Source organism: Pseudomonas sp. PKS (assembly GCF_051913525.1).
GTDB lineage: Bacteria > Pseudomonadota > Gammaproteobacteria > Pseudomonadales > Pseudomonadaceae > Aquipseudomonas > Aquipseudomonas guariconensis_D.
Genome location: NZ_JBEGDO010000001.1, coordinates 432,226 through 457,509 on the forward strand (window position 1 = coordinate 432,226; position 25,284 = coordinate 457,509).

Genomic DNA, 25,284 nt, shown 5'->3' on the forward strand with positions numbered 1-25,284 from the left:
GTAAACCCGTTCCCACAGGCTCTTTGGTGTTCTCGACAACAGCGTTTGTACCTGTGGGAGCGGGTTTACCCGCGAAGAGGACACCTCTGGGTCGCCCGCAAAGGTCATCGCCAGTAGCGCGGGTCGTCCACCACCTTTTCATGGGCCTGGAACAACACCGGCAACTGCTCTTTGAGAAAATCCAGCCAGGTGCGGACCTTGGCGTCCAGGTAATGCCGCGACGGGTAGATCGCATAGATCTCCCGCTGACGCAGCCGATGGGGCGCGAGCAACCGGCACAGGCGGCCTTGCTCCATGGCCTGGGTAGCCGAGTAGTACGGCAACAGGCCAATGCCCATGCCAAGCTCCGTCGCCTTGAGCATGGCGTCGGCCACATTGGTCAGGAAAGTGTCCTGTGGCACGATCACGCAAGGGTCCGCCCCTTCGAACGACCAGTCCTCCTCGAACAACGGGTCTACCGTGCGCAGGCATACATGCTGGTGCAGCTCTTCCGGGCGCTGGGGCACGCCATGACGTGCCAGGTAATCGGGCGAAGCGCAGAGAATGCTGTGGATGCTGCCCAGGGGGATGGCGATCAGTTGCGAGTCCGGCAGGCCCTGGCCGATGGCGATCACCACGTCCTGGCCGTCCGCCAGCGGGTCCGGGTTGCGCTGGGACAACGTGAGTTCCATGACCACTTCCGGGCAGGTGGCGTTGTAGCGGGCCACCAGCGGCATCATCAATAGCCCCAGGCCATGGGTGCAATGCAGGCGCAACCGGCCACGGGGCGTGAGGTGGGCACCGCGTGCCTCGTCCATGGCTTCTTCGGTCAGCAGCATGATTTGCCGCGAACGCTCAAGGAACCGCTCGCCCGCCTCGCTCATGCGCAGACGCCGGGTGGTGCGGTGCAGCAGGCGGGTCTGCAGCTGGTTTTCCAGCTCCGCGACGATCCTCGACACCTGGGCGGCAGAAATGTCCAGGGCGTTGGCGGCGGCGGCGAAACTGCCGCATTCCACTACCCGGGCGAAGGTTCGCATGGCGTGCAGCATGTCCATGGTGTGTGGTTCCCTGTGACCTATTCATGCATTCGAGGCAGGAATCTATCACGGATAAGAGCCTTTATTGGCGATACCCAAGAAATACATCATGAGTCACCGCTAAAAGAGAACGCCGCCATGAAACCCTCGATCGCCTTGCTCACCCTGTTCGCCACTCTGGCTTCATTTGGTGCCGTCGCCGATTCGGCGGACAACCAGCCCGTTGCGGCCACCGGCGAGACCTATGAATACGGCATGCCCTTGGATGTGGCCAAGGTGATCTCCATCACCCCGGCCAGCAACGCAGCCGATTGCGCGGTGGGCACCGCCCATATGGTCTACATCGACCAGCAGGGCCAGACCCACAAGGTCGACTATCGGGAAATGGGCAACTGCTCGCAGCTGTAACGGGTATTACGCCAGCAACTGCTCGATCCAGCGCACCTGCAGGGCCACTTCCTGGGCCTTTTGTTCCGGCACCGCCTGCCGGGCACGGGCAAAGTGGGCCATGACCCGCTGCTTGCGTTGCAGGTTCAGACCCCACTTGGCCAGAAACGCCGGGCTGCGCTCCTGCATCAGCAACGGCCCGAAATACAACTCCTCTGGGGAATAGGCCACCGCCTGGCAGGGTTCGGCCACGATGATCTCGTAGGTGAACTCGTTTTCCTCAAGCAACTCCTCGCAAACGATACGGTAGTCGTTTTCCATCAACCACTCGCGCAGGGTGCCTTCACGCACGTTCGGCTGCAGGATCAACCGCTCCTTGCCGCTCAGGCGATGCTTGCCCCGCTCGAGGATCTCACGAATCTTCTCCCCGCCCATGCCGCACAGGCTGATGGCGTCGATGCGATCCTGCGGCTCGATGGCTTCCAGGCCGTCGGCCAGGCGTACGGTGATTGCCTGCTCCAGGCCGTTCTTGCGCACCTTGCGCTGGGCCGAGCGAAACGGCGTCATCGCCGCCTCGCCGGCCACGGCGGCTTCGATGCGGCCACGCAGCATCAGCGCCACCGGCAGGTAGCCGTGGTCTGAGCCGATATCGGCCAAGCGTGCCCCGGCCGGCACATGGGCGGCCACACGCTCCAGGCGCATCGACAATGTCTGTTCGTTCAACCCTTGCCCCTTTTTCGCAACAATCGACCGGCGCCAGTGGCCGGTTCGGGGCGCGATTCTGACGAGCAATGCCCGGCATTTCAAATACCGCCGACCAGAGCCACCGCTCGACCCGCCCGGGCCGCTCGCGTAGGCTTGCAGGTTTCCTTCCGTTGCAAGGCAAATACCCTCATGGCAAACGCAGACATCACCTTCATCCCGGACCCGGACCCTGAGTCCATCTCCTCCGACGTCGCCGATTTTCGCGGCCTGCTGGTCACCACCCAGATCCCGACCCGCGCCGACGGCAGCCTGGAGCTCGGCGGCATCGTCGAGCAGAGCGAATGCACACTCCAAGCCCTCAAGGACGCCCTGGAGCGCGCCGGCAGCTCCATGGACCGCGTACTGCACCTGACCATCTACCTGACCGACATGGCCGATCGCCCGGCGTTCAACGAGGTGTACCAGCGTTTCTTCGCCAAGCCCTGGCCTGTGCGCGCGGCGGTTGGCGTTGCGGCCCTGGCGGTCGAGGGGATGCGGGTGGAAGTCACGGCGATGGCGGCCAAGGCCTGAGCCGTTCCTGAAAGCCGGGTGTCATTGAACCCTGCCCCCACATGGGTCGCACCAGGCCCCTGTGGGCGCGGGTTTACCCGCTAAAGCGGTCGCGGAACCACCGACGCCCCCGCGGATTGCCCCGCCCCTCCACAGCGCCCCTCCACGCGGGGCACGGCCATCGGACAGCCGATGGATGCCCCCGGGCCATTTCACCGGTACAATGCGCGCCTTGACCGTGACAGCCCGACCTTAACGACATGTCCCTCCCAAAGAATCACCTGGAACTGCTCAGCCCCGCCCGTGACGTGGCCATCGCCCGCGAAGCGATCCTGCACGGCGCTGACGCCATCTATATCGGCGGCCCGAGCTTCGGCGCCCGCCACAACGCGTGCAACGAAGTCAGCGATATCGCCGAGCTGGTGGAGTTCGCCCACCGCTACCACGCGCGTGTCTTCACCACCATCAACACCATCCTGCATGACAACGAGCTCGAACCTGCCCGCCAGCTGATCCACCAGCTGTACGATGCCGGCGTCGATGCGCTGATCGTCCAGGACCTGGGAGTGATGGAGCTGGACATCCCACCGATCGAGCTGCACGCCAGCACCCAGACCGACATCCGCACCCTGGAGCGTGCCAAGTTCCTCGACCAGGCCGGCTTCTCCCAACTGGTACTGGCGCGCGAGCTGAACCTGCAGCAGATCCGCGCCATCGCCAGCGAAACCGACGCGGCCATCGAGTTCTTCATCCATGGTGCCCTCTGCGTGGCCTTCTCCGGCCAGTGCAACATTTCCCACGCCCAGACCGGGCGCAGCGCCAACCGGGGCGACTGCTCCCAGGCCTGCCGCCTGCCCTACACCCTCAAGGATGACCAGGGCCGCGTGGTGGCGTTCGAGAAGCACCTGCTGTCGATGAAGGACAACAACCAGACCGCCAACCTTCGCGACCTGGTCGATGCCGGCGTGCGTTCGTTCAAGATCGAAGGCCGCTACAAGGACATGGGCTATGTGAAGAACATCACCGCCCACTACCGCAAGGAACTCGACGCCATCCTCGAGGACCGCCCGGACCTGGCCCGCGCCTCCAGCGGTCGCACCGAGCATTTCTTCGTGCCGGATCCGGACAAGACCTTCCACCGCGGCAGCACCGACTACTTCGTCAGTGACCGCAAGATCGACATCGGCGCCTTCGACTCTCCCACCTTCACCGGCCTGCCGGTGGGGGTGGTGGAAAAAGTCGGCAAGCGCGACCTGCAGGTGGTCACCGAGGTGCCGCTGACCAACGGCGACGGCCTCAACGTGCTGGTCAAGCGTGAGGTGGTGGGCTTCCGTGCCAACATCGCCGAACCTAAAGGTGAATTCGAAGAGGACGGCCAGAAGCGCTATCGCTACCGCGTCGAGCCCAACGAGATGCCCGAAGGCCTGCACAAGCTGCGCCCGAACCACCCGCTCTCGCGCAACCTGGACCACAACTGGCAGCAAGCACTGCAACGCACCTCCGCCGAGCGTCGTGTGGGTGTCGAATGGCACGCGGTGCTGCGCGAACAGCGCCTGGCGCTGACGGTCACCAGCGAGGAAGGCGTCAGCGTGCAGGTCGCCCTGGACGGCCCGTTCGGCGCAGCCAACAAGCCCCAGCAAGCCCTGGACCAACTGCACGACCTGCTCGGCCAACTGGGCACCACCCAGTACCACGCCAATGCCATCGAGCTGGACGCCCCGCAGGCGTACTTCATCCCCAACTCGCAGCTCAAGGCCCTGCGCCGCGAAGCCATCGAGGCGCTGACCGAGGCGCGGGTCAAGGCCCACCCCCGTGGCGGGCGCAAGGCCGAGACCACACCGCCGCCGGTGTATCCGGAGGCGCATCTGTCGTTCCTGGCCAACGTCTACAACCAGAAGGCCCGCGACTTCTATCATCGCCATGGGGTCAAGCTGATCGATGCCGCCTTCGAGGCGCACGAAGAGCACGGCGAGGTGCCGGTGATGATCACCAAGCACTGCCTGCGCTTCTCCTTCAACCTGTGCCCCAAGCAGGCCAAGGGCGTCACCGGCGTACGCACCAAGGTCGCGCCGATGCAGCTGGTGCATGGCGATGAAGTGCTGACCCTCAAGTTCGACTGCAAGCCCTGCGAAATGCATGTGATCGGCAAGATGAAAGACCACATCATCGATCTGCCAAGCCCGGGCAGCGCCGTGGCCCAGGTGGTCGGGCACATCAGCCCGGAAGACCTGCTCAAGACCATCCCGCGCGCGCCGCACTGATGACGGAACAGGGGGCCATGTGCCCCCTTTTTCGTGCCCGCTCACCACGCTTCGAAACTGGTACTGCGGTACACCAAATACCACTGTAAATGATAATACCTATCAGTTATGATCCGCAGCTTCCGCCCTCCCTAGGATCGTGCTGTCGATGCGTCGTGCGTTCGTTTCTCTCTGCCTGATTCCCGCTATTTCTCCCGTTGCCCTGGCCGAGTCGCAAGCCTCAGCCCCTCTTGAGCTGCAAGCAGTCAATATTGACGCTGCCAGTGACCTGGAGCGCGCCGACGGCCCGGTGATCGGCTACAAGGCAACGCGTTCGGCCAGTGCCACGCGCACGGACACAGCGCTGCACGAGACGCCTCAATCGATCAGCGTGATACCCAGCGATGTGCTGCAAGACACCGCCTCCACCCGCCTGCAGGACGGGCTGGACTATGCCGGTGGTGTGGGGCGAGCCAACAACTTCGGCGGCCAAGGCCTGACCACCTTCACGGTGCGCGGCTTTACCACCGGCGAGTTCTACCGCAATGGTTTCCCCATCAACCGCGGCTACCCCAACGCCCCGGATGCCAACACCGTCGAACGTCTGGAGGTCCTGCGCGGCCCGGCGACCAGCCTGTACGGGCGTGGCGATCCCGGCGGCACGTTCAACGTGGTCAGCAAGCAGCCGCTGGCCGACCCCAAAGTCACCTTGGGCAGCCAGTTCGATGACCAAGGGATGCACCGCGCCACCCTCGATGCCACCGGCCCGCTCGACGAGGAAGGCCGCCTGGCCTACCGCCTGAACGTACTCGGCGAAGGCGGCGAAACCTTCCGCGACAACGTCCAGACCGAGCGCTACGACGTCGCCCCCGTGCTCAGCTGGCAGGTCAACGACACCACACGCATCGTCTTCGAAGGCGATTTCATGCGCAACAACCACCCTCTGGACCGCGGCCTGACACGCTTTGCCAATCAGCGTGACCGGGCTTCGCGCGATACCAACGTCTGGGAAAAAGGCTCCGACAACCTGCTGCACAACGACAACAACATGGCCCAGCTGCGCTTCGAGCATCAGCTCAACGAGGACTGGACCCTGGGCGGTGGCATGCAGTGGCTCGACGGCACACTCAAGGGCAATGCCGTGGAGGCCAATGAACTTCAGGCCGATGGCCGTACCCTCGGGCGAAATTTCAGCTATCGGAAACTGGAATGGACCGATCGGGACTACCAGCTCAACCTGACCGGGCACTTTGACACCGCAGGTTACGCCCATACCTTGCTGACTGGCATCGAATACGAAGACTACGACTACCAGTCCATCATCCGTCGCTCGGCCAAAGGCAGCACTGCCTACCCCATCGACCTGTTCGATCCGGTCCTGGGCCAGCCACGCCCTGCCCTCACCCGCACCACTACCGACGACAAGGAAAACCTCAAGACCTGGGCAGCGTTCATCCAGGACCAGGTAGCCCTGACCGACCGCCTCAAGGCCCTGGCGGGCTTGCGTTTCGAGCGATTCGAGCACCAGTACGACAACTACCTGCCGGGCGCCGCTGACTGGACCGCCGCCGACAACGCCGTCACCCCTCGCCTGGGTCTGATGTACGACCTGACCGACACGGTTGCCGTCTACGCCAACACCGCCCGCTCGTTCAAGCCCAATAGCGGTGCCAGCCGGCAAGGCCAGGGCTTCGACCCAGAAAAAGGCAAGTCGTACGAGGTGGGCGTGAAATGGGAGGCGCTGGATCGCCAGTTGAGCGTCGATGCGGCGATCTACCATATCGTCAAGGAAAACGTCCTGGCCAACGACCCGCTGGACCCTACCGGAACCTACAAGGTGGCCGCCGGCGAAGTTCGCAGCCGCGGTCTGGACATCACCGTGGCCGGCAACCTCACCCCCGAATGGCGGATGATCGGTGGCTACGCCTACGTCGATGCCGAAGTGACCCAGGACACCAGCCTGCCGACCGGCACCCGTCTGGCCAATATTCCGCGCAACAGCTTCAGCCTGCTCAATACCTACGAGTTCCAGGGCGGTGGCCTCAAAGGGCTGGGCCTGGGCATGGGCGTGAAGTACGTGGACGACCGCGCCGGCCAGACCGCGGCGCAGACCTACACCATGGAGCAGTACACCGTGGTCGACCTGCTCAGCTTCTATCAGGTCAATGAGCACGTGCGGCTGAATCTGGACCTGAAGAACCTGTTCGACAAGGAATACGACGAAGGCGCCTTCAACAACTACGTCTACCCCGGCGCGCCACGTACCGTGCAGGCCGGCGTAAGCTACACCTTCTGATCGCCTAGAGCCGAGAAGGGGCCGCGAAGCGGCCCCTGTCACGCTACCGACGGCTTACAGCAAGCCCAAGCCTCGCGCCGTGCGGTCTACTGCACTCTTGGTCTTGGTCACCAGCTCATCGATATCGCCACGGCTAGCGACCAAGGCCGGGGCCATGATCATCCGGCCCAGGGTCGAGCGGATGATGACGCCTTCCTCGAAACCATAGGTCCGGCACTGCCAGGCCAGATCGTTCTCGTTGGCGTAGCGCTTGCGGGTGGCCTTGTCCTCGGCGAACTGCAGCGCCGCGACCAGGCCAGCTCCCTGGATCTCGCCAATCAGCGGGTGATCACCGAACACCTCGCGCAGGCAACGCTGCAGGTACGGGCCGGTGTCGTCCTTGACCTGACGCACGATGCCTTCATCGCGCAGGGCCTTGAGGTTGGCGATGGCCACGGCCGCCGCCACCGGGTGACCGGAGTAAGTCAGGCCGTGGGCGAACACCCCGCCGCGCTCCACCAGCGCCTCGGCGATGCGCTTGCTCAGCACCAGGCCGCCCATGGGCACGTAGCCGGAGGTCAGGCCCTTGGCGATGGACAGGGTGTCCGGCTGGAAGCCGAAGTGCTGGTGGGCGAACCATTCGCCGGTACGGCCAAAGCCACCGATCACTTCATCGGCGCACAGCAGTACGTCGTACTGGCGGCAGATGCGCTGGATTTCCGGCCAGTAGCTCTCTGGCGGGAAGATCATGCCGCCCGCCCCCTGGAACGGCTCGGCAATAAAGCCTGCAACGTTCTCGGCGCCCAGTTCGAGGATCTTTTCCTCCAGTTGCAGGGCGCAGCGACGCCCGAACTCGGCTGGGGTCAGATCGCCGCCTTCGGCGTACCAGTACGGCTCGTCGATGTGCGCGACATCCGGGATCAGCCCGCCCATCTCGTGCATGAACTTCATGCCGCCCAGGGCCGTGGCAGCCAGGGTCGAGCCGTGATAGCCGTTCCAGCGGCCGATCATGATCTTCTTCTCGGGCTTGCCCATCACCTGCCAGTAGCGGCGCACGGTACGGATCAGCACTTCGTTGGATTCGGAGCCGGAGTTGGTGTAGATGGCGTGGCTGTAGTGCCCCGGCAGCAGGCTGAACAGCAGCTCGGACAACTCGATCACCGCCGGGTGGGTGGTGTGGAAGAACATGTTGTAGTACGGCAACTGGTCCATCTGCGCTGCAGCGGCGGCGGTCAGGTCCTTGCGGCCATAGCCCAGTTGGGTGCACCACAGGCCGGACATGCCGTCCAGGTAGCGCTTGCCGTCGTTGTCCCACAGGTGCAGGCCTTCACCACGCACGATGACCCGCGGGCCTTCGGCGTTCAGCGCCTTCTGGTCGAGGAAGGCATGGATGTGGTGGGCGGCATCGGCGCTCTGGTAGTCGCGGGTTTCGCGTTGCGGCTGGAAAGGTGCGTTCATTGTTGTTCTCCGTAGGAATATCAGCGCAGCTGGAACCAGGTGGTTTTCAGTTGGGTGTACTTGTCGAACGAATGCAGCGAAAGGTCGCGGCCGAAACCGGACTGGCGGCCGCCACCGAACGGCACCACCACGTCCAGGGCATCGACGGTGTTGACCGACACGGTGCCGGCCTTAAGGCGCCGGGCCACACGGTGGGCGCGGTTGAGGTCATCGCTCCATACCGAGGCGGCCAGGCCATAGATGCTGTCGTTGGCCAGGCGCAGGGCCTGCTCCTCGTCATCGAAGGTGCTGACCGCCAGCACCGGGCCGAAGACCTCCTCGCGGGCCAACGCCATGTCGGCGCTCACACCGGTGAATATCGTCGGTGCGATGAAGTTGTCCGAGCCGTTGATGCTCAGGCGCTGGCCACCGCACAGCAGCCGTGCGCCATCGACCTTGGCCTGGTCGATGGCCGCACTTATGCGTGCGCTTTGCCCGACATCGACGATGGCCCCGGCGCGGCTGGCCGGATCCAACGGGTCGCCCGGCATCCAGTCGCGGGCCTTGGCCAACAGGCGTTCGACGAACTCGTCGTGGATCGAGCGCTGCACGTAGAGGCGCGAGTTGGCCGAGCAGACTTCGCCTTGGTTGAAGAAGATGCCGAAGGCTGCCTTTTCCGCCGCCAGGTCCAGGTCGCGGCAGTCCTCGAACACCAGGTTCGGGCTCTTGCCGCCACATTCGAGCCAAACCTGCTTGAGGTTCGATTGCGCCGAGTACTGCATGAAGTACTTGCCTACCTGGGTGGAGCCTGTAAACACCAGGCAGTCCACATCCGGGTGCAGGCCCAGGGCTTTACCGGCCTGCTCGCCAAGACCTGTGACCACGTTGAGCACCCCTTCCGGCAGCCCAGCCTCCAGAGCCAGTTCGGCCAGGCGCAGGGCAGAGAACGGCGACTGCTCGGCGGGCTTTAGTACCACGCTGTTGCCGGCCGCCAAGGCCGGCGCGACTTTCCAGGCGGCCATGTCCAGGGGGAAGTTCCATGGCACCACCGCCCCCACCACCCCCAGGGCTTCACGGGTGACGGTGGCCAACGCGTTGCCTGCGGTCGGCGCCACCTGGTCGTAAAGTTTGTCCAGGGCCTCGCCATACCAGGCAAAGACGTGCGCCGCCCCCGGCACATCGATGGTGTAGGCATCCATGACCGGTTTGCCCATGTTCAGCGAATCGAGCAGGGCCAGCTCCTCGCGGTGGGCCAGCATCAACTCGGCCAGGCGCAGCAGGACGCGTTTGCGGGCCGTGGGTGCCATGCGGGCCCAGGGGCCTTGCTCGAAGGCCCTACGGGCAGAGCGCACCGCCTGATCGACCTCGAGTTCGCCGCAGGCGGCAACCTTGGCCAATACCTGGTTGGTGGCCGGGTTGATGGCGTCGAAGGTCGCGCCCGAGCAGGCAGCCACGCGGCGGCCGTCGATCAACGCGGTGTCGATGAAGCTTTGTTGCGCAGCGCGCTGCTGCCAATCGCTCAATGTATGCACGCAGGACTCCCTTGCGACCGCCTGGGCGGCCGCTGGTTATGGTTGTAGGTGGGGTGACGCGGTAGGCCGGTCAGCGCCTTCGCAGGTAGCTTTCCAGCGGGTCCTTGCTCAAGCCTTCCTGGGCCTGGGCCAACGAATCGATGAATAAGGAGAACAGCTCGGACTGCTTGGCGATGTCCAGCTTGGTGTAGAGGTTCTTGCGGTGGGTCTTGACCGTGTCTTCGCTGATGCCCAAACGTTCGGACAGCGAGCGGGTCGAGTGGCCGCGCAGCAGGTATTGGGCGACCCGGCACTCGCGCTCGGTCAGGAGGGAGGAGCCGAAATTGTTCAGGGCGGCGTTGATCTGCCGGCCCAGGGCGCTTTCGAAGCGCCCGCCCAGGCTGTCGGCATCCAGCTGACCCCAGTGCCGGCGCACGACCGCCACCACCCAGGGGGCGATGCGTTTGAGGTCGGCGACCTGCGCCGCGCTCAGGCGCCGGGTGCTGCCCAGGGCCACGGCGATGGTCAGTTGCGTATCGAGCGGGACGATGTAGTTGAGTTCGTCCTCAAGGTGCGCGTGCTGGTAGAACGACAGGTAGTACTCGCTGCGCTTGAAGTGGTCAGGCGCCACATCGCTCAGGCGATAGCAGCCAGGGGCCAGGCCCTCCATGCAGGCGCGGTAGAACGGGCACAGCAGGTAATAACCTTCGAGGTACTTCTGCACGTTACCTTCAGGCAACCAAGGACCCTCTTCGTCTTTTTCGAACAAGGCCGAAGGCAGGCCCTTGCGTGGGTAGAGGAACACCGTGATGGCCTGGCATTGGGCCAGGCAGTTGAGCGCGCCGAACAGCGCTTCGACGAAGCCTGGCGTGCCGATGGCCTCGATGACACGGGCCATCTGCTCGTACCAGTCGGGCGATTTCAGCTGGTCTTTGCTCATGTCTCAGGTCCCCGCCAGGGTTGTTGTACGTATTCGTGGCTGGCTGGGATTGTTTCACGCACTGACCAAGGCGACCATCACCCTTCGGGGTGAGCTGCCGTTCGTACCGCCGCAGTGAACGCATCCCTCGGCCCGCGAACCTAATGCCAGGCAAGCCAACCCGTCTCGGAGGCCAGCCATGGCAGACCCCAAGCAGCCCAATGATCCCGATCCCTATGTGGACAACATCCCTCACAATCCCGGAGAACCAGTGCCACCACCGGAGGAGGAAGCCCCCGACTGGCCGGAAGGCCAGGTGCCCCCAGAAGAGCAGTCCGATGGCTGAGTGCCGCACCGGCCCTTTCGCGGGCAAACCCGCGCCCGCCCCCACCACCGCCCCCTGTGGGAGCGGGTTGGCCCGCCAATAGGGAAACTCGGTACAACAGCCACGCCCGGGCAGAACCGTTGGTCGCAGTTCCTGCATCAGAAACCGATCACACCCGCCCCGTCAGGGCTCTTAATCCATGAGAGGTGCGGCAACAGCTTCGCCTCCACTCCTGTGTTCGGCCCGCTTGCTAGCGGGCCCTTTTTTCGAACCCGAGGAGGTCACCATGCACACGACATTGCAGATGGGCGGCGGCAACGTCCAGGACGACTAGCCAGCACTCAACCCTGATCAGCGCAACGACCGCGCCGATGATCCCGATACCGACCCGGACCTGGAAGACGACGGCAACCGCCCCGGCGTTCCAGCCAGCGACCCTGAATCAGGGGCCTGAACGCACACGGGGCAAGCCTGCAGTCCTGCCGGTGCAGGATGCACACTTGCCCCGTACAGATCAGCCGTAGATCAGGCGGTCGTCGCGTCTTCCTGGGTTGAGCCCACCTCAGGTTGCCCCTGGCCATCGCCTGGACCCGACTGCGGCACGAAGGCCGGCCCACTGCCTGAAAGTCGCCAGCTCACGTCACTCACGCCATAGCGCTCGGCCATGGGCCGGCTCACCTTGCGGATCTTCTCTCTGCCGAACTTCGGAATGATCCCCACCCCAGCATCACAACTGGCCCAATGCCAAGCCTCGGCATTGTCCATGCGCTCCAGACGGATGATGAAACTGCGCGGCTGGCCATGCAGCCGGTAGTCGATGATGTACAGCTGTGGGGTTGGCATCGTAGGGGCCCTCCTCTTCTCCATGGATGACATCCAGATGGATCAAGGTTTTGCGCGAAGATTCAAAAGATTGTCGAACAATTCGAATGAGTGGCCCGATGCCTGAATCCTGCCAGGCGCTCGGGACTGCGCCAGGCAGCAGCATCACCTTCCGGATGACCGCGTCCACGCCACACATGCCCGCGGTCTGGCGGATGATGGTGTCGGCTGGACCGTCGTCAGGGGTATGGTCGATGGCAGTCCACGCCAAAGGCCTGGCGGGCGTACTCAAGCCGCCGACAGCAGGCCCATACATGGAACGACCTTGGACAAGCGGCACGAGGCCACTTGCCCAGGGTCGTTGCCCGGCAGCTGCTACACCGGGCTGGATCGGGCGGGCGTCACTGGTTGCGACCGCCACCGTGGCTGTGCTGGCCGCCTTTGCGGCCGGCCTCGGAGGCCCGCTCCCGGTCGTTGGCAAAGTTGCCCCCGGAGTTCTGCCCGCCTTTGTGGCCTGCGCGGGAGGCTTTTTCGCGGTCGTTGGCGAAGTTGCCCGGGTTGGTTTCCTTGGTGCCGCCACGTTGTCCGCTGTTTTCTTGATCACGAGCCATGTCGTTTCTCCTTACAGGTGGATTAGCTGGGCACGGAATCACACCGTGCAGTAGTTCCGAACCGGCCAGGGCAGGCTCTGCTCAATCGGTCTGTCCAGGCTCGGACGAGTGGCGCCAAACAATGCCCCGGCCAAACATTTGCACGCGAGCGTCTGGGTGCAGGATATTTTTGGCACTTCGCCAACGGCGGCGCGGTCATACAGAAACGCCCATTCTTCCTCGACCAGGAACCGTGCCATGATGCATGCCCACCCCGCCCACGCCTGCCGCCAACTCGCCCTGGAACAGAACCGCCGTCTGCTCCAGCAGGCCTACCAATTCGACCACACCGCCTTTGCCTTGCTTGACCGCCCCGGGCTCGATGCCGGCCGCTTCGACCGCTACCAGGCGTTGCGGCGAAAGGCGGCCGAGCGCTACCAGGAAGCACTGGAGCATCTGGCGCTGATCGAGCGAACGTTCCACGCCCCGAACAGCGGGGCCCGCGCGCGCTCGCCGCGCCGTTGAGAGCGGGCCTATAATCGCGCATCAACCGCCCGGCGATGCTGCGATGGGCCGAATCGTTAGGTCTGCAGAAGGCTGCGCCCATGAAGTCATCCTCCAAGCCCGCCGTCGCCTCGCCTCAGAATCCGACGTTGAGCCCGAGCCACCTGGACTTTCCGGTGGTCGGCATTGGCGCTTCGGCAGGAGGGCTGGAGGCAATCTGCACCTTCTTCAAGCAAATGCCCGCCGATTGCGACATGGCCTTCGTGGTGGTGCTGCACCTGTCGGCAGACCACCAGAGCGTTGCCGACCGCATCATCCAGGAAACCACGGCCATGCCGGTGCTGCAGGTCAGCGAACCGGTGCCGATCGAGCGCAACCATGTCTACGTGATTTCCCCGGCCAACCGCCTGTCCACCAACGATGGCTACCTGCGTGTCAGCCCGGCCAACCGTCGCCGGGGGGATCATGTCGCGATCGACCTGTTCTTCCGCGACCTGGCCGATGTGCACAAGGACCATGCGTTTTGCGTGATCCTCTCCGGCACCGGCGCCGACGGGGCGGTAGGTTTGTCACGGATCAAGGAACAGGGCGGCGTGACCCTGGTCCAGTCACCTGATGATGCCCTATACGACAGCATGCCGCGGGCGGCGCTGGAGACTGGCATGGTCGACGCCGTGCTGCCGGTGGCCGAGATGCCGCAAAAGCTCATGGAGCTATGGCGCAACGCTCGCCAGGTGAGGCTGCCGACCATCGAGGACGACACCCTGCCCCCAGCCCTGGGCACCCGTAGCGGCGACCCCGCCCAGGCCGAACCGCTGCTCGATGAAATCCTTCTGTTGCTGCGCACCAATACCGGCCATGACTTCCAGCACTACAAACGTGCCACCGTACTGCGGCGCATCGAGCGGCGCCTGCACGTCACCGGGCAGCCGAACCTGGCCGCCTACCAGCGCTACCTCGAGCAGCACCCGGCCGAATCCGCTGAGCTGCTGGCGGACATGCTGATCGGCGTGACCAACTTCTTCCGCGACCGCGAAGCGTTCGAATCCCTGGAGCGTCATGTGCTGCCGGAGCTGGTCAGCGATGGCGAAAGCGGTGAGGGTCCAAGCGAGGTGCGTGTCTGGTCGGCCGGCTGCTCGACCGGTGAAGAGGCGTACAGCCTGGCCATGCTCGTATGCGAGCAACTGGCGCTGGAGCGGCGCGCAGCGAAGGTCCAGGTGTTTGCCACCGACCTGGATGAGCGCGCCATCGGCACCGCCCGTACCGGCCTCTACCCGGAGTCGATCGTCACAGATGTGCCGCCGGCCCGGCTGCGCCAGTTCTTCATCAAGGAAGACCAGCATTACCGGGTGCGCAAGGAAATCCGCGAAAAAGTGCTGTTCGCCCGGCACAACCTGCTGTCCGACCCGCCGTTCTCGCAAATCGACCTGATCGTCTGCCGCAATCTGCTGATCTACCTGGATCGCGAGGTGCAGCGCGACATCCTGCAGATGTTCCACTTCGCCCTGCGCCCGGGCGGGCACTTGTTCCTGGGCACTTCCGAATCGGTGGATGTGGCCAGCGAGCTGTTCATCCCGGTGGACAAGCGCAACCGTATCTTCCGCGCAAGTCCGGCCAGCCCTGCCATTCGCTCTTCCGGTCGGCTGCTGCCCGGCGCCGAAGTGTCCGCCGCCTTGCAGGACAGCCAGGCCAAGCTACGCCCCGGCCGCAAGCTCTCCTATGCCGAGGTGCATCACCGCGCCCTGGCCAAGCGCACCCCGCCCAGCCTGATCCTCGATGGCGATGGCAATATCCTGCACATGAGTGAAGGCGTCGGTCGCTTCCTGCACCTGGTCGGCGGCGAGCCCAGCCGCAACCTGATCAACCTGGTGCTGCCACAACTGCGCCTGGCCCTGCGCAGCACCTTGTTCCAGGTTCGCCAGGGCAACGAAGCGGTGACCTCCCGCCCGGTCGAGCTTGGCCAGATGCAGGTGGAAATCGCCGTGCATCCGCACAAGGACGAACCCAGCGGCAGCGAATGCCTGCTGGTGGTGTTCGAGGAGCGCGTGCCCGACCCTTCCCTGCTGCCCACCAGCGCCATCCGCCAGACCGACAGCATGGTCCTGAACAACCTGGAGCGCGAGCTGCAACGCACCCGCCTGCAGTTGCAGGAAACCATCGAGCAATCGGAAATTTCCAGCGAAGAGCTGACCGCCTCCAATGAAGAAATGCAGGCGATCAACGAGGAGCTGCGTTCGGCCAGCGAGGAGCTGGAAACCAGCAAGGAAGAACTGCAGTCGATCAACGAAGAACTGCTGACCGTCAACTACGAGCTCAAGAACAAGGTCGAGGAGACCGACAAGGTCAACGACTACCTGAGCAACCTGATTGCCTCCACCGCCATTGCCACGGTGTTCGTCGACCGCAACTTGTGCATTCGCTGGTTCACCCCCCGCGCCGCCGACATCTTCAACATCCTGCCCGTGGATACCGGCCGCTCGCTGCTCGACATCACCCACCGCCTGGATTACCCGGAGTTGGCCGACGACGCCCGCGCCGTGGCCCAGGGCACCCCGTCCATCGAGCGCGAAGTGTGCGGCGAAAACCAGCACTGGTACCTGGCCCGCCTGCTGCCTTACCGGGCCAACGAGCAGAAGATCGACGGCACGGTGCTCACGTTCATCGACATCAGCAAAGGCCGCGCCGCCGAGGAGCGCCTGCGCCTGGGCGAAGAGCGCATGCGCCTGGTGGCTGAAAGCACCCATGACTTCGCCATCATCCTGCTCGACGAGCACGGGGTGATCACCGACTGGAACACCGGCGCCACACTGATCTTCGGCCACACCAAAGACGAGGTGGTCGGCCGCCATTACGAGCTGATCTTCACCGAGGAGGACCGCGCCAACGGCGTGCCCAGCCGGGAACTGCGCAGTGCCCGCCTCAACGGCCGTGGCCAGGACGAACGCTGGCACGTGCGCAAGGACGGCAGCCGCTTCTTCTGCAGCGGCGAGGTTTCCCTGCTCAAAGGCAGCAGCCTGCGCGGCTACGTCAAGATCGCCCGCGACCTGACCGGACACAAGCGCCTGCACGACGAACAGAGCAAGCAACTGGCCGAATCCCAGAGCAGCAGCCACATGAAGGACGAGTTCTTCGCCATCATGTCCCATGAGCTCAAGCACCCGCTCAACCTGATCCAGCTCAACGCCGAGATCCTGCGCCGCCTGCCTTCGGTGAAGAACACCAGCGCCGCCAGCAAGGCCGTCGGCACCATCTGCGAAGCCGTCGCCAGCCAAGCGCGCATCATCGACGACCTGCTCGATGTGGCACGCATCCGCACCGGCAAGCTCAAGCTCAAGACCGAACCTGTGAACCTGTGCACCATCCTGCGTGACATCCATGCCGTGGTGCGCAGCGAACAGCATCCGTGCGACGTGGTGCTGGAGTTGCCGGCCGACGACAAGGCCCTGTTCATAGAGGGGGACATCACCCGCCTGGAGCAGATCATCTGGAACCTGCTCAACAATGCCCTGAAGTTCAGCCCCGCCGGTAGTGAGATCCGCCTGGTGCTGTCCAGTCACGGCGAACAGGCGCTGCTGCAGGTGATCGACCAGGGCCTCGGCCTGAGCGAGGAAAGCCTGGAGAACATCTTCGACCTGTTCACCCAGGCCACCCCGCAAGTCACCAGCCACAGCCGCGAAGGCCTCGGAATCGGCCTGTCGCTGGTACGCCAGCTGGCCCTGGCCCATGGCGGCAGCGTCCAGGCCAGCTCGCCAGGGCTTGGCAAAGGCTGCACCTTCACCGTTCGCCTGCCGCTGTGCCACTTCAACCCGCAACTGCAGCACACCCCGGGCGAACAGCAGGTGGTCCCGCGGCTGGACAATACCCGGGTACTGCTGGTGGACGACTCACCGGATGTACTGGAGATCATGCAACAGCTGCTGGAGATGGAAGGTGCGCAGGTCCATGCCTTCAATGACCCGCGCGCCGCGCTGAAGGCCGCGGCCAACGGGCAGTACGACATCATTCTGTCGGACATCGGCATGCCGGTAATGGACGGCCATGCGCTGATCAAGGCACTGCGCGAACACCCGCACCTGCATGACATACCCGCCATCGCCTTGACCGGCTATGGCGCCAGCGCCGACCAGTACAAGTCGCGCCTGTCAGGCTTCGACCGCCATCTGAACAAACCGGTGGCCTATGACGAGCTGGTGGAAGCGATCGAGGCCTTGAGCGGCTCGCAGCCCTACTGACCGCTCATCCTGGCGGGTACAACTTCCAGCTGGCACCCAAGGCCCAATTCAGTAGGAATACTGGATTTTGCCCGGAGTCTGCATGAAGCCCCTCAAGCACCGCGCCACCGTGATCTGCCGACACGGCAGGAAAACCCGCAAATGGCTATGGGTGAGAAAGCCCAAAGCCGCGTGGACATTGCCAGGCGGCAAGATCGAGCCAGGCGAGACTCCGGTCGAGGCGGCCGAGCGGGAGCTTTTGGAGGAGACCGGGCTCCGGGCCCGGGAACTGACCTTCCTGATGCGCTATGAGTCGCCCGTGCAGGTGCATTACGTGTTCGAAGCCCAATTCGCCGACGCGCCCCGGCCCGCAGCTTGCCACGAAATCGCCGATTGCTGCTTCGCGCACCTGGATCAGGTGTCCGAACTCAAAAGTGACATCAGGCTGCTGATCCAGTCACTGCTCGCCTGTGATCGGTGCCTGGCCGACTCCGTGCGCTGAAACCTGACCGTTTTTCGCCGGGGCGCCCTTCGCGGGTAAACCCGCTCCCAGAGGTACCTCGGTGATGTCGAGAACACCGAAACACCTGTGGGTGCGGGTGTACCCGCAAAAAGGGCACATCAGCCCGAATCACGCATGGACACTGTGCTGGCAAGCATCGGCCTCGATCGGCATTTCGTCGATGGCGTCGATCATGCCGCTGGCCAGGGCTTCCTTGGCGCCCAGGATCCGTGGATAGGCCATCAGGTAACGCGGCACATCGAGCACTTCGCTGGCCCCCTCGGTCCGTTCGGCCACGATCTGGGCATACAGGCGCAGGTCGTAGTCCAGGCTCATGGCGTACTCGGCCATTCGTGAGTGGTCCACCGAGCCGTGCAAAGTCCAGTGAAACGGATGGAACAAGAACTTGCTCAGCACGCACGCGGTGCGCCGCTCGCCGGCCAGGAACAGAATATTGCCCATGGACTCCACGGTACCCAGGTTGTGGGTATGCACCGGTACCGGCAACGAGCGCAGGAAGTTGTAGAGCGTGAAGCCGTAGCTGCACTCCCCGCCCATGGTCGCGATGTTGATCTGCAGAATATCCGCGCCCTGTTGCAGGGCGCGGGTGCAGGTGGTGATCAGGTTGCCGCAGGTGGATGAATTGATGGGGCCTGTGAAGTGGATGATGTGTCTGGCCATGCTTGCCTCCAAAGTTGGCGGAATCAGTCCAGTGAAGCGGGCAGACGGTCAGTCGGACTCGTCGGTGGCGGCCGGTGGCAAGTCGTCGCAGCCTTCGCCCATCTGCTGGTACTGCTTGCGCAGGGCGTGCAACTTGGCCGGATCCATGTGCTCCAGATCCAGCAGCGCCTTGTGTGCCTTGTGCGTGGTACGCAGCAGTTCGTCGATCTTGATGTGCAAGACGTCGTTGTCGCGGTTCTGGGTATTCTGGATCAGGAACACCATCAGGAAGGTGATGATGGTGGTCGAGGTATTGATCACCAGTTGCCAGGTGTCGTTGAAGTCGAACAACGGCCCGCTCACGGCCCAGACCAGGATCAACAACAATGCAATGGCGAAGGTCAGCGGACGGCCGGCCCATTTGGCCAGCCATTGTGCGAAACGATCGAATTTCATACCGGCGGTCCTCCCTTGCTACCGGCATCAGCCCGGCAGCTTGTCCTCGCCTGGCAGGCCCTGCAAGCCAGGGTCGTCGGGCATGACCTCAGGGGCATCCTCGGGTCGCTCGCGGGCCTGGGGAAGCTGGTTCAGTACGCCGAATTCGGTGTCGGTGTTCATAGCGCCGCTCCTCTGACAATGCCGGGTGGACAAAATCGCCCCCGGCATCCGGTGGAATCGCCCGGCGCGGCAAAGTTCAAAAACGATGGCGCCAGGGCCGGTCAGAGGCCCATCGAACGCCCCTTGGCTTGATGGTCGGCCAGCCAACGTTCCAGCACTGGCGCCGGCATCGGCCGCCCGAGCAAAAAGCCTTGGCCCTGGTCGCACCCGACGTTGCGCAGGAATTCGTACTGCGCCTGGGTCTCGATCCCCTCGGCGGTGATCCGAAAGCCCAAGGCGTGGCCCAGGTCGATGATGCCCCGGGCCACCGCTTCGGCATCGTCATCGCCTGGCAGGTCCTTGATGAACGCCCGGTCGATCTTCAGGTGGTCGATCGGTAGCGCCCGCAGGTAGGCCAACGACGAATAACCCGTGCCAAAGTCGTCCACCGCCGTGACCACACCCATGCCCTGCAATTGCGCCAGCACCGCACAGGCCTGTTGCTGGCTTTCCATCAGCAGGCTTTCGGTGATCTCCACCTCCAGCAGGCTGGCCGGCAGTTCGTGGCGCGCCAGGGCCGTGGCCAGGCTGGCGACGTAGTCGCTGCGCTCGATCTGCAACGCCGCCACATTGATCGCCAGTGGCCCAGGCAGGCAGTCCGCCGCGCGCCAGGCCGCCAGCTGGGCGCAGGCCAGCTCCAGCACCCGCTCACCCAAGGGGATGATGAGCCCGGTGCGCTCGGCCAAGGGGATGAACTCGCCCGGCGAGACCAGGCCATGGTCGGGATCGCGCCAGCGCAACAGGGCCTCGACCCCTTCCAGCCGACCGCTGAACAGGTCCACCTTGGGTTGGTACCACAGCTCGAACTCATCGTACTCCAATGCCCGGCGCAGGTTGCGCTCAAGCTCAAGGCGCTGCTGCAGGCGCTCGGTCATCTCCAGGTGGTACGCACGCCAGGCGTTGCGCCCGCCCTCCTTGGCCGCATACATCGCCGTGTCCGCGTGGCGCAGCAGGCTGTCGGCATCCGCGCCGTGCTGCGGGCACCGGGCCACGCCAATGCTGCCGGTGACCAACGCAGCATTGCCATTGAGGTCGAACGGCCGCTGCAGGCACCGCAGCAAGGCTTGCACCTGAAGATTGACCTGGCCTTGGCTGCCCTGAAGCATGAACACGAATTCGTCACCGCCGAGGCGGCAGACCCGATCGGCGCTATCGAGCTCCTGCAGAAAACGTGCGGTAGCTTGTTGCAGCAGTAAATCACCCATCGGGTGGCCCAGGCTGTCATTGACCTGCTTGAAGCCGTCGATATCGAGCATCAGCACCGCCAGACCATGGCCTTGGGCAATCGCCTCGGCCAGTTGGCGCTGGAACAAGACCCGGTTGGGCAAGCCGGTAATGGTGTCGTAATGGGCCAGACGTTCAAGCTGCGCCTGGGACTGGCGCAGCTCGCGGTTACGCTGTTGCAGCAGGCGCTGGTTGCCATTGAGCTGAGCGACGAACACGCTGAACAGCCCCGTGCAGGTCAAGGCAAACATGAACAGCGGCGACGTGAACAGGCCCAGCACCGGCCAGCCGTCCTGTGGGGCGGCGACCATTTGCCAGTGGCCGCCGGGTACCTCCACCACCTGGCTGAGCAGCGGCTCGTCGAACAGGTGCGGATCGCCCCAGATCATCGCACCTTCGGCACCCTTGCCGTCCGTACCGCGTACCGCCACCTGGAAATCCATGTCCGGCCGCAGGCCCGTGGCCCACAACAGACGATCGATATCGGCGACGATCGAAACATTGCCCCAGTAGAACTTCACCCCTCGCTTGCCAGTGACGAACACCGGCCGCCGATAGATCAGCGCCCGCCCGCCTTGATACAGCTGGACAGGGCCAGCCAGGACCGCCTGGCGCTGCTCGCGGGCCGTCTGGAGCATGGGAAACTGGTCGGGCAAGCGGCGATAGTCCAAGCCAATGATGGCCTGGTTACCTTCACGTGGGTAGACATCGTTGATCACATCATCCGGTGCCAGTGCGATGTGATGCATGTAAGGCACCGACTCAAGGGCATCGAGGGCCATGCCTTTAAAATGCGCCTCACTGATACGTCCGTCGGTGGCGATCAGTTGGGCAATGCCTTCGGCCTCGCCGAAAGCCGCACGCAACTGGGCTTCCAGGGCACCGCGCACACCAGATAAGCGCGCCGAGATATTGGCGATCTGCTCGCTTTCCTCGCGTTGGTTGTCCAGGTGTCCAAGCACCACCGACAGGCCTATGCCAACCAAGGCGAAACCAACCGGCAGCAGACGATGGAGGGTGCGTCGCAGCGAGCCGACGGGGGGCGGCGCTTGTTCATCAAGGAGGTGGTGAAGAGTCTTCATAGGCCGCAATCGAGTTCGATTGATCCTGTATCGGCGTGCCGGGGGCAAATTTGAGCCACACTGGTGTTTTTCTGCGCCAGGGTGCATGCTCACCAGCTGAAGCGTTTCACCAAGCCAAAAACAACGTGAGGTGCCGTACCCATGGATCCTTTGCTCGATTCGCTGTTTCCTGCTGCCGACGACATTCCCGAAGCCTGGCGCCTGGGCGCCCCGCTGGAACAACGCGACTACCTGGTCGGCGGTGAACTGCGCCGTTGGGACGGCCCCTTGGCCACGGTGCGCAGCCCGGTCTGGCTAAAGGAAGGCGACGAGGAACGCCAGGTGATCCTGGGCAGCGCCCCCCTGCTCGATGCCGACACCGCCCTCACCGCCCTGGACGCCGCCGTACAGGCCTACGACAAGGGGCGCGGCATGTGGCCCACCCTGCGCGTGGCCGAGCGTATCCAGCATGTCGAGGCCTTCCTGGCGCGCATGCGCGAGCAGCGTACGGCAGTGGTCAAGCTGCTGATGTGGGAGATCGGCAAGAACCTCAAGGATTCTGAAAAGGAATTCGACCGCACCTGTGACTACATCGTCGACACCATCAACGCCCTGAAAGACCTGGACCGACGCTCCAGCCGCTTCGAACTCGAGCAAGGCACCCTCGGCCAGATCCGCCGGGCCCCGCTAGGCGTCGCGCTGTGCATGGGCCCCTACAACTACCCGCTCAACGAGACCTTCACCACGCTGATCCCGGCGTTGATCATGGGCAATACCGTGGTGTTCAAACCGGCCAAGTTCGGCGTGCTGCTGATCCGCCCACTGCTGGAGGCATTCCGCGACAGCTTCCCGCCGGGGGTGATCAACGTAATCTATGGCCGTGGCCGCGAGACGGTCAGCGCCCTGATGGCCAGCGGCAAGATCGACGTGTTCGCCTTCATCGGCACCCACAAAGCCGCCAGCGACCTCAAGAAACTGCACCCACGCCCGCACCGTCTGCGCGCCGCCCTGGGCCTGGACGCCAAGAACCCCGGCATCGTCCTGCCCCAAGTGGACCTGGACAACGCCGTCGAAGAGGCCGTGACCGGCGCCCTGTCGTTCAACGGCCAGCGCTGCACGGCCCTGAAGATCCTGTTCGTCCATGAAGACGTGGTCGAGCCGTTCCTGGACAAGTTCCAACGCAAGCTCGCTGCCCTCAAACCCGGCATGCCGTGGGAGCCAGGTGTGGCCCTGACGCCGTTGCCTGAACCGGGCAAGATCGACTACCTGGACGGCCTGGTGGCCGATGCCACCGCCAAGGGTGCGCGGGTACTCAACGAAGGGGGTGGGCTCAGCCGCGGCTCGTTCTTCTACCCGGCCTTGCTCTACCCGGTCAGCGCCGACATGCGCGTTTACCACGAAGAACAGTTCGGCCCGTTGGTGCCCGTGGTGCCCTACCGCGACCTGCAAACGGTGATCGACTACGTGCTCGACTCCGACTACGGCCAGCAGCTGAGCCTGTTCGGCAACGACCCGCAGACCATCGGCATGCTGGTGGACACCTTCGCCAACCAGGTCGGGCGCATCAACCTCAACGCCCAGTGCCAGCGCGGGCCGGACACCTACCCGTTCAACGGCCGCAAGAACAGCGCCGAAGGCACCCTGTCGGTGCATGATGCGCTGCGCGTGTTCTCCATCCGCACCCTGGTGGCGACCAAGTTCCAGCACGCCAACAAGGAGCTGATCAGCGAGATCATCCGCAATCGTCAGTCGAGCTTCCTGACCACCGATTACATCTTCTGACGCCCGCGCTTAGAGAAAATCGATCTAACCGGCTTGTCGATTTTCTCTGGGCGCAAACGACTCTAAGCAACAGGGCGCCAACCGGTGCCCTCACGCGAAGGAGAATCGAACATGGCAGTCAAACCCATTCCCGAAGGCCAGCAAAGCATCACCCCGTACCTGGCCATCAACGATGCCGCCAAGGCCATCGAGTTCTACAAAAAAGCCTTTGGCGCAGTCGAAATGTTCCGTCTGGACGCTCCGGGCGGACGCGTCGGCCATGCCGAGCTGAAGATCGGCGACTCCTCGCTGATGCTCGGCGACCCCTGCGATATGGAAGGCGGCCTGACCGCCAGCCAGAAGCTCGCCGGCGCCGGTGTAGGCCTGCATCTGTATGTGGAGGATTCCGACACAGTCTTTGCCCAAGCCCTTGCGGCCGGCGCGACACAGTTGCACGCGGTGACAGACCAGTTCTACGGTGACCGCAGCGGCAGCCTGAAAGACCCGTTCGGCAACATCTGGTTCGTCTCCACCCACAAAGAAGACCTCACCCCCGACGAAATCCGCGCCCGCGCCGCGAAGATGTTCGGCGGCAACTGAGCACAGTTGAATGCGCGGCGCGATTGCTTGAAGCTTGTCGCTCGTAGCTTGGAGCTGCTTCATGCGAATCATCGACAAAACCGCCGCGCAGGTGCGTAGCCTGACCCCGGCCGAAGAGGAATTGCTGGTCGGCTTTGCCACTGGCGCCCTCGCCGGCCCCCGCCTGCTGCACGCCAACCAATGGCTGATGAAAGTGCGCAGCGCCAACCAGTGGCTGGCCTGCGATTGCCGGCGGGACGCCCTGCCTGTGCTCAACATCACCCTCAACGGCAGTACTGGCACCTTGTTCTTGCGCAACAACCCTGACACCCCCGAGCATGCCCCGGGCTGCCCGTTCACCAAGGTCGAGCGCGAAGCCGGTGAACGCACTGAGCAGGCCGCGCAGCCTGCCGCGTGGCTGGCGCCCGATACTCCACTGCGTCTGCTGGGCGACTTCCACGCTGCCAGCGAAGGTGGCCCAGCCAGCACCGGAACCGCTACTGAACGTCGCGAACAGCAGCGTTTGCTCTCATTGCTGCTGACCTGGATGGAAGCCAGCGGGCTCAATGTCTATGCCACGCACCTGAAGAAAGACCTTACCGCCCAGTTCGCCGACCTGCGCGGCGTGGCCGCCCGCTACCCGTTGGTCGAGCGCGTACCGGCGAGCAACTACCTGGAAACCCGCCTGGACATGAAGCACATGATGATGCTCAAGTCCCGCCTGCGCGAAGCCACGGCCTTCGGTAATCATCGCCGTCATGGGCTGTTGCTCGACTGCATCGACCAGATCAAGGGGCGCAAGGTCTTCAACGCCCGCACCGAGGACGGCTTCGACTTCCAGGGTCACCACCTGTATTGGGACGGCGGCAAGACGCGCGGGCCGTTGCTGGCCCTGATGCTCTATTCGCCTACCACCGCCGGCAGCCATTTCTACGAGTTGATCCACGTGGCGAGCGTCCCGGTGCTGTCACGTGGGCACCTGTTCCCGGTGTACCGCGACGAAGAGCGCGAGCCGCTCAAGGCCTTGGTGTCGTTGATCGACTGGATGGCGAGCAAGGGGGTCAAGGTGTTGATGCGCAGGCCGGTGATTGGCGGCCAGGTGATGGACGAGCTGGTGCTGACCTCGGACCAGGACCGGGTGCTGTCGGTATCGCTGCTCGAACAACCGATCGGGCCAGAGCCAGACACCGAGAACTTCAAGCGCTACGCCGACTTCAAGAGCCTGGAGACCTTCCGCAAGTTCGTCGCCGGCTTCTTCATGCGTGAGCGCTGAAGGCAGCGCTGCCCTCTTGGCGGGTAAACCCGCTCCCACAGGTTCACCGTTGCCCTGAAGCGCAGCGCGGTGCCTG

General features: G+C 64.1%; 21 protein-coding genes and 1 pseudogene. 11 read left to right on the forward strand and 11 right to left on the reverse strand.

Going from position 1 to position 25,284, the window contains the following annotated elements:
- Nucleotides 1–104: 104 nt before the first annotated feature.
- On the reverse strand, nucleotides 105–1,034 hold the full coding sequence (locus tag ABOA88_RS02070) for a LysR family transcriptional regulator (protein ID WP_367850900.1): 930 nt from the start codon (nucleotides 1,032–1,034) through the stop codon (nucleotides 105–107).
- A gap of 120 nt (nucleotides 1,035–1,154) precedes the next feature.
- On the opposite strand from ABOA88_RS02070, the gene ABOA88_RS02075 reads away from it, so the two are divergent.
- On the forward strand, nucleotides 1,155–1,424 hold the full coding sequence (locus tag ABOA88_RS02075; protein ID WP_196168475.1) for a DUF2790 domain-containing protein: 270 nt from the start codon (nucleotides 1,155–1,157) through the stop codon (nucleotides 1,422–1,424).
- Nucleotides 1,425–1,430: 6 nt separating this feature from the next.
- Here the strand turns inward: ABOA88_RS02075 and ABOA88_RS02080 are convergent, their stop codons facing one another.
- Nucleotides 1,431–2,126, reverse strand: a complete 696-nt coding sequence (locus ABOA88_RS02080) for a tRNA (adenine(22)-N(1))-methyltransferase (protein WP_230387636.1) — start codon at nucleotides 2,124–2,126, stop codon at nucleotides 1,431–1,433.
- Nucleotides 2,127–2,297: 171 nt separating this feature from the next.
- Here ABOA88_RS02080 and ABOA88_RS02085 point away from each other — a divergent pair, with 171 nt between their 5' ends.
- The 3 genes from ABOA88_RS02085 (at nucleotide 2,298) to ABOA88_RS02095 (ending at nucleotide 7,193) form a co-directional block, all read left to right on the forward strand.
- Nucleotides 2,298–2,678 carry a RidA family protein gene (locus ABOA88_RS02085; protein ID WP_070573807.1) on the forward strand — a complete coding sequence of 127 codons (381 nt, stop codon included), beginning with the start codon at nucleotides 2,298–2,300 and terminating at the stop codon, nucleotides 2,676–2,678.
- A 239-nt stretch (nucleotides 2,679–2,917) separates the two neighbouring features.
- The gene (locus tag ABOA88_RS02090) at nucleotides 2,918–4,918 is read left to right on the forward strand and encodes a peptidase U32 family protein (protein ID WP_196168476.1); all 2,001 of its coding nucleotides are present in this window, start codon (nucleotides 2,918–2,920) and stop codon (nucleotides 4,916–4,918) included.
- Between the two features lie 148 nt (nucleotides 4,919–5,066).
- The gene (locus ABOA88_RS02095; protein ID WP_367850901.1) at nucleotides 5,067–7,193 is read left to right on the forward strand and encodes a TonB-dependent siderophore receptor; all 2,127 of its coding nucleotides are present in this window, start codon (nucleotides 5,067–5,069) and stop codon (nucleotides 7,191–7,193) included.
- A gap of 54 nt (nucleotides 7,194–7,247) precedes the next feature.
- On the opposite strand, the gene ABOA88_RS02100 is transcribed toward ABOA88_RS02095, so the two are convergent.
- The 3 genes from ABOA88_RS02100 to ABOA88_RS02110 all read right to left on the reverse strand — a co-directional run bounded on the left by ABOA88_RS02100 (nucleotide 7,248) and on the right by ABOA88_RS02110 (nucleotide 11,060).
- On the reverse strand, nucleotides 7,248–8,630 hold the full coding sequence (locus ABOA88_RS02100) for an aspartate aminotransferase family protein (protein WP_196171236.1): 1,383 nt from the start codon (nucleotides 8,628–8,630) through the stop codon (nucleotides 7,248–7,250).
- 20 nt (nucleotides 8,631–8,650) lie between these two features.
- Nucleotides 8,651–10,141: an aldehyde dehydrogenase gene (locus ABOA88_RS02105; RefSeq protein ID WP_367850902.1), complete on the reverse strand. Its 1,491-nt coding sequence runs from the start codon at nucleotides 10,139–10,141 to the stop codon at nucleotides 8,651–8,653.
- Between the two features lie 70 nt (nucleotides 10,142–10,211).
- Complete coding sequence (locus ABOA88_RS02110) at nucleotides 10,212–11,060, reverse strand: helix-turn-helix transcriptional regulator (RefSeq protein WP_196171238.1); 849 nt, start codon at nucleotides 11,058–11,060, stop codon at nucleotides 10,212–10,214.
- Nucleotides 11,061–11,238: 178 nt separating this feature from the next.
- On the opposite strand from ABOA88_RS02110, the gene ABOA88_RS02115 reads away from it, so the two are divergent.
- The gene (locus ABOA88_RS02115) at nucleotides 11,239–11,385 is read left to right on the forward strand and encodes a hypothetical protein (RefSeq protein ID WP_196171239.1); all 147 of its coding nucleotides are present in this window, start codon (nucleotides 11,239–11,241) and stop codon (nucleotides 11,383–11,385) included.
- Between the two features lie 504 nt (nucleotides 11,386–11,889).
- Here the strand turns inward: ABOA88_RS02115 and ABOA88_RS02120 are convergent.
- Together ABOA88_RS02120 and ABOA88_RS02125 are read right to left on the reverse strand one after the other, a co-directional pair.
- Nucleotides 11,890–12,207, reverse strand: coding sequence for a DUF6555 family protein (locus ABOA88_RS02120; protein ID WP_230388084.1), 318 nt, complete (start codon nucleotides 12,205–12,207; stop codon nucleotides 11,890–11,892).
- A 380-nt stretch (nucleotides 12,208–12,587) separates the two neighbouring features.
- A pseudogene (locus ABOA88_RS02125) lies at nucleotides 12,588–12,743 on the reverse strand (general stress protein); the annotation flags it as partial.
- Nucleotides 12,744–13,034: 291 nt separating this feature from the next.
- Here ABOA88_RS02125 and ABOA88_RS02130 point away from each other — a divergent pair.
- The 3 genes from ABOA88_RS02130 to ABOA88_RS02140 all read left to right on the forward strand — a co-directional run bounded on the left by ABOA88_RS02130 (nucleotide 13,035) and on the right by ABOA88_RS02140 (nucleotide 17,993).
- Entirely contained in the window at nucleotides 13,035–13,301 is a 267-nt protein-coding gene (locus tag ABOA88_RS02130) for a hypothetical protein (RefSeq protein WP_367850903.1), read from the forward strand.
- 80 nt (nucleotides 13,302–13,381) lie between these two features.
- The gene (locus ABOA88_RS02135; RefSeq protein WP_367850904.1) at nucleotides 13,382–17,512 is read left to right on the forward strand and encodes a CheR family methyltransferase; all 4,131 of its coding nucleotides are present in this window, start codon (nucleotides 13,382–13,384) and stop codon (nucleotides 17,510–17,512) included.
- Between the two features lie 82 nt (nucleotides 17,513–17,594).
- Nucleotides 17,595–17,993 (forward strand): NUDIX domain-containing protein, encoded by a 399-nt coding sequence (locus tag ABOA88_RS02140; RefSeq protein ID WP_367850905.1) that lies wholly within the window; start codon nucleotides 17,595–17,597, stop codon nucleotides 17,991–17,993.
- 129 nt (nucleotides 17,994–18,122) lie between these two features.
- On the opposite strand, the gene ABOA88_RS02145 is transcribed toward ABOA88_RS02140, so the two are convergent.
- The 4 genes from ABOA88_RS02145 to ABOA88_RS02160 all read right to left on the reverse strand — a co-directional run bounded on the left by ABOA88_RS02145 (nucleotide 18,123) and on the right by ABOA88_RS02160 (nucleotide 21,616).
- Entirely contained in the window at nucleotides 18,123–18,674 is a 552-nt protein-coding gene (locus ABOA88_RS02145; protein ID WP_043213344.1) for an ATP-dependent Clp protease proteolytic subunit, read from the reverse strand.
- 48 nt (nucleotides 18,675–18,722) lie between these two features.
- On the reverse strand, nucleotides 18,723–19,109 hold the full coding sequence (locus tag ABOA88_RS02150) for a low affinity iron permease family protein (protein ID WP_196171242.1): 387 nt from the start codon (nucleotides 19,107–19,109) through the stop codon (nucleotides 18,723–18,725).
- A gap of 27 nt (nucleotides 19,110–19,136) precedes the next feature.
- Complete coding sequence (locus ABOA88_RS02155) at nucleotides 19,137–19,271, reverse strand: hypothetical protein (protein ID WP_268866978.1); 135 nt, start codon at nucleotides 19,269–19,271, stop codon at nucleotides 19,137–19,139.
- A 101-nt stretch (nucleotides 19,272–19,372) separates the two neighbouring features.
- On the reverse strand, nucleotides 19,373–21,616 hold the full coding sequence (locus ABOA88_RS02160) for a putative bifunctional diguanylate cyclase/phosphodiesterase (protein ID WP_196171243.1): 2,244 nt from the start codon (nucleotides 21,614–21,616) through the stop codon (nucleotides 19,373–19,375).
- A gap of 141 nt (nucleotides 21,617–21,757) precedes the next feature.
- Between ABOA88_RS02160 and ABOA88_RS02165 the strand changes: the two genes are divergently transcribed.
- From ABOA88_RS02165 to ABOA88_RS02175, 3 genes are all read left to right on the forward strand, one after another.
- Nucleotides 21,758–23,377, forward strand: a complete 1,620-nt coding sequence (locus ABOA88_RS02165; protein ID WP_367850906.1) for an NADP-dependent glyceraldehyde-3-phosphate dehydrogenase — start codon at nucleotides 21,758–21,760, stop codon at nucleotides 23,375–23,377.
- Between the two features lie 111 nt (nucleotides 23,378–23,488).
- Nucleotides 23,489–23,956, forward strand: a complete 468-nt coding sequence (locus tag ABOA88_RS02170) for a VOC family protein (RefSeq protein WP_367850907.1) — start codon at nucleotides 23,489–23,491, stop codon at nucleotides 23,954–23,956.
- Between the two features lie 61 nt (nucleotides 23,957–24,017).
- Nucleotides 24,018–25,208, forward strand: a complete 1,191-nt coding sequence (locus ABOA88_RS02175; RefSeq protein ID WP_367850908.1) for a hypothetical protein — start codon at nucleotides 24,018–24,020, stop codon at nucleotides 25,206–25,208.
- Nucleotides 25,209–25,284 lie beyond the last annotated feature (76 nt).

What these genes read in the sequence shown, in the direction of transcription:
- ABOA88_RS02130 (WP_367850903.1), top strand. Translation starts at nt 13,035, where the DNA reads ATGATGCATGCCCACCCCGCCCACGCCTGCCGCCAACTCGCCCTGGAA.
- ABOA88_RS02100 (WP_196171236.1), bottom strand. Translation starts at nt 8,630, where the DNA reads ATGAACGCACCTTTCCAGCCGCAACGCGAAACCCGCGACTACCAGAGC.
- ABOA88_RS02165 (WP_367850906.1), top strand. Translation starts at nt 21,758, where the DNA reads ATGGATCCTTTGCTCGATTCGCTGTTTCCTGCTGCCGACGACATTCCC.
- ABOA88_RS02140 (WP_367850905.1), top strand. Translation starts at nt 17,595, where the DNA reads ATGAAGCCCCTCAAGCACCGCGCCACCGTGATCTGCCGACACGGCAGG.
- ABOA88_RS02085 (WP_070573807.1), top strand. Translation starts at nt 2,298, where the DNA reads ATGGCAAACGCAGACATCACCTTCATCCCGGACCCGGACCCTGAGTCC.
- ABOA88_RS02115 (WP_196171239.1), top strand. Translation starts at nt 11,239, where the DNA reads ATGGCAGACCCCAAGCAGCCCAATGATCCCGATCCCTATGTGGACAAC.
- ABOA88_RS02110 (WP_196171238.1), bottom strand. Translation starts at nt 11,060, where the DNA reads ATGAGCAAAGACCAGCTGAAATCGCCCGACTGGTACGAGCAGATGGCC.
- ABOA88_RS02120 (WP_230388084.1), bottom strand. Translation starts at nt 12,207, where the DNA reads ATGCCAACCCCACAGCTGTACATCATCGACTACCGGCTGCATGGCCAG.
- ABOA88_RS02145 (WP_043213344.1), bottom strand. Translation starts at nt 18,674, where the DNA reads ATGGCCAGACACATCATCCACTTCACAGGCCCCATCAATTCATCCACC.
- ABOA88_RS02170 (WP_367850907.1), top strand. Translation starts at nt 23,489, where the DNA reads ATGGCAGTCAAACCCATTCCCGAAGGCCAGCAAAGCATCACCCCGTAC.
- ABOA88_RS02175 (WP_367850908.1), top strand. Translation starts at nt 24,018, where the DNA reads ATGCGAATCATCGACAAAACCGCCGCGCAGGTGCGTAGCCTGACCCCG.
- ABOA88_RS02095 (WP_367850901.1), top strand. Translation starts at nt 5,067, where the DNA reads ATGCGTCGTGCGTTCGTTTCTCTCTGCCTGATTCCCGCTATTTCTCCC.
- ABOA88_RS02090 (WP_196168476.1), top strand. Translation starts at nt 2,918, where the DNA reads ATGTCCCTCCCAAAGAATCACCTGGAACTGCTCAGCCCCGCCCGTGAC.
- ABOA88_RS02160 (WP_196171243.1), bottom strand. Translation starts at nt 21,616, where the DNA reads ATGAAGACTCTTCACCACCTCCTTGATGAACAAGCGCCGCCCCCCGTC.
- ABOA88_RS02155 (WP_268866978.1), bottom strand. Translation starts at nt 19,271, where the DNA reads ATGAACACCGACACCGAATTCGGCGTACTGAACCAGCTTCCCCAGGCC.
- ABOA88_RS02070 (WP_367850900.1), bottom strand. Translation starts at nt 1,034, where the DNA reads ATGGACATGCTGCACGCCATGCGAACCTTCGCCCGGGTAGTGGAATGC.
- ABOA88_RS02150 (WP_196171242.1), bottom strand. Translation starts at nt 19,109, where the DNA reads ATGAAATTCGATCGTTTCGCACAATGGCTGGCCAAATGGGCCGGCCGT.
- ABOA88_RS02135 (WP_367850904.1), top strand. Translation starts at nt 13,382, where the DNA reads ATGAAGTCATCCTCCAAGCCCGCCGTCGCCTCGCCTCAGAATCCGACG.
- ABOA88_RS02075 (WP_196168475.1), top strand. Translation starts at nt 1,155, where the DNA reads ATGAAACCCTCGATCGCCTTGCTCACCCTGTTCGCCACTCTGGCTTCA.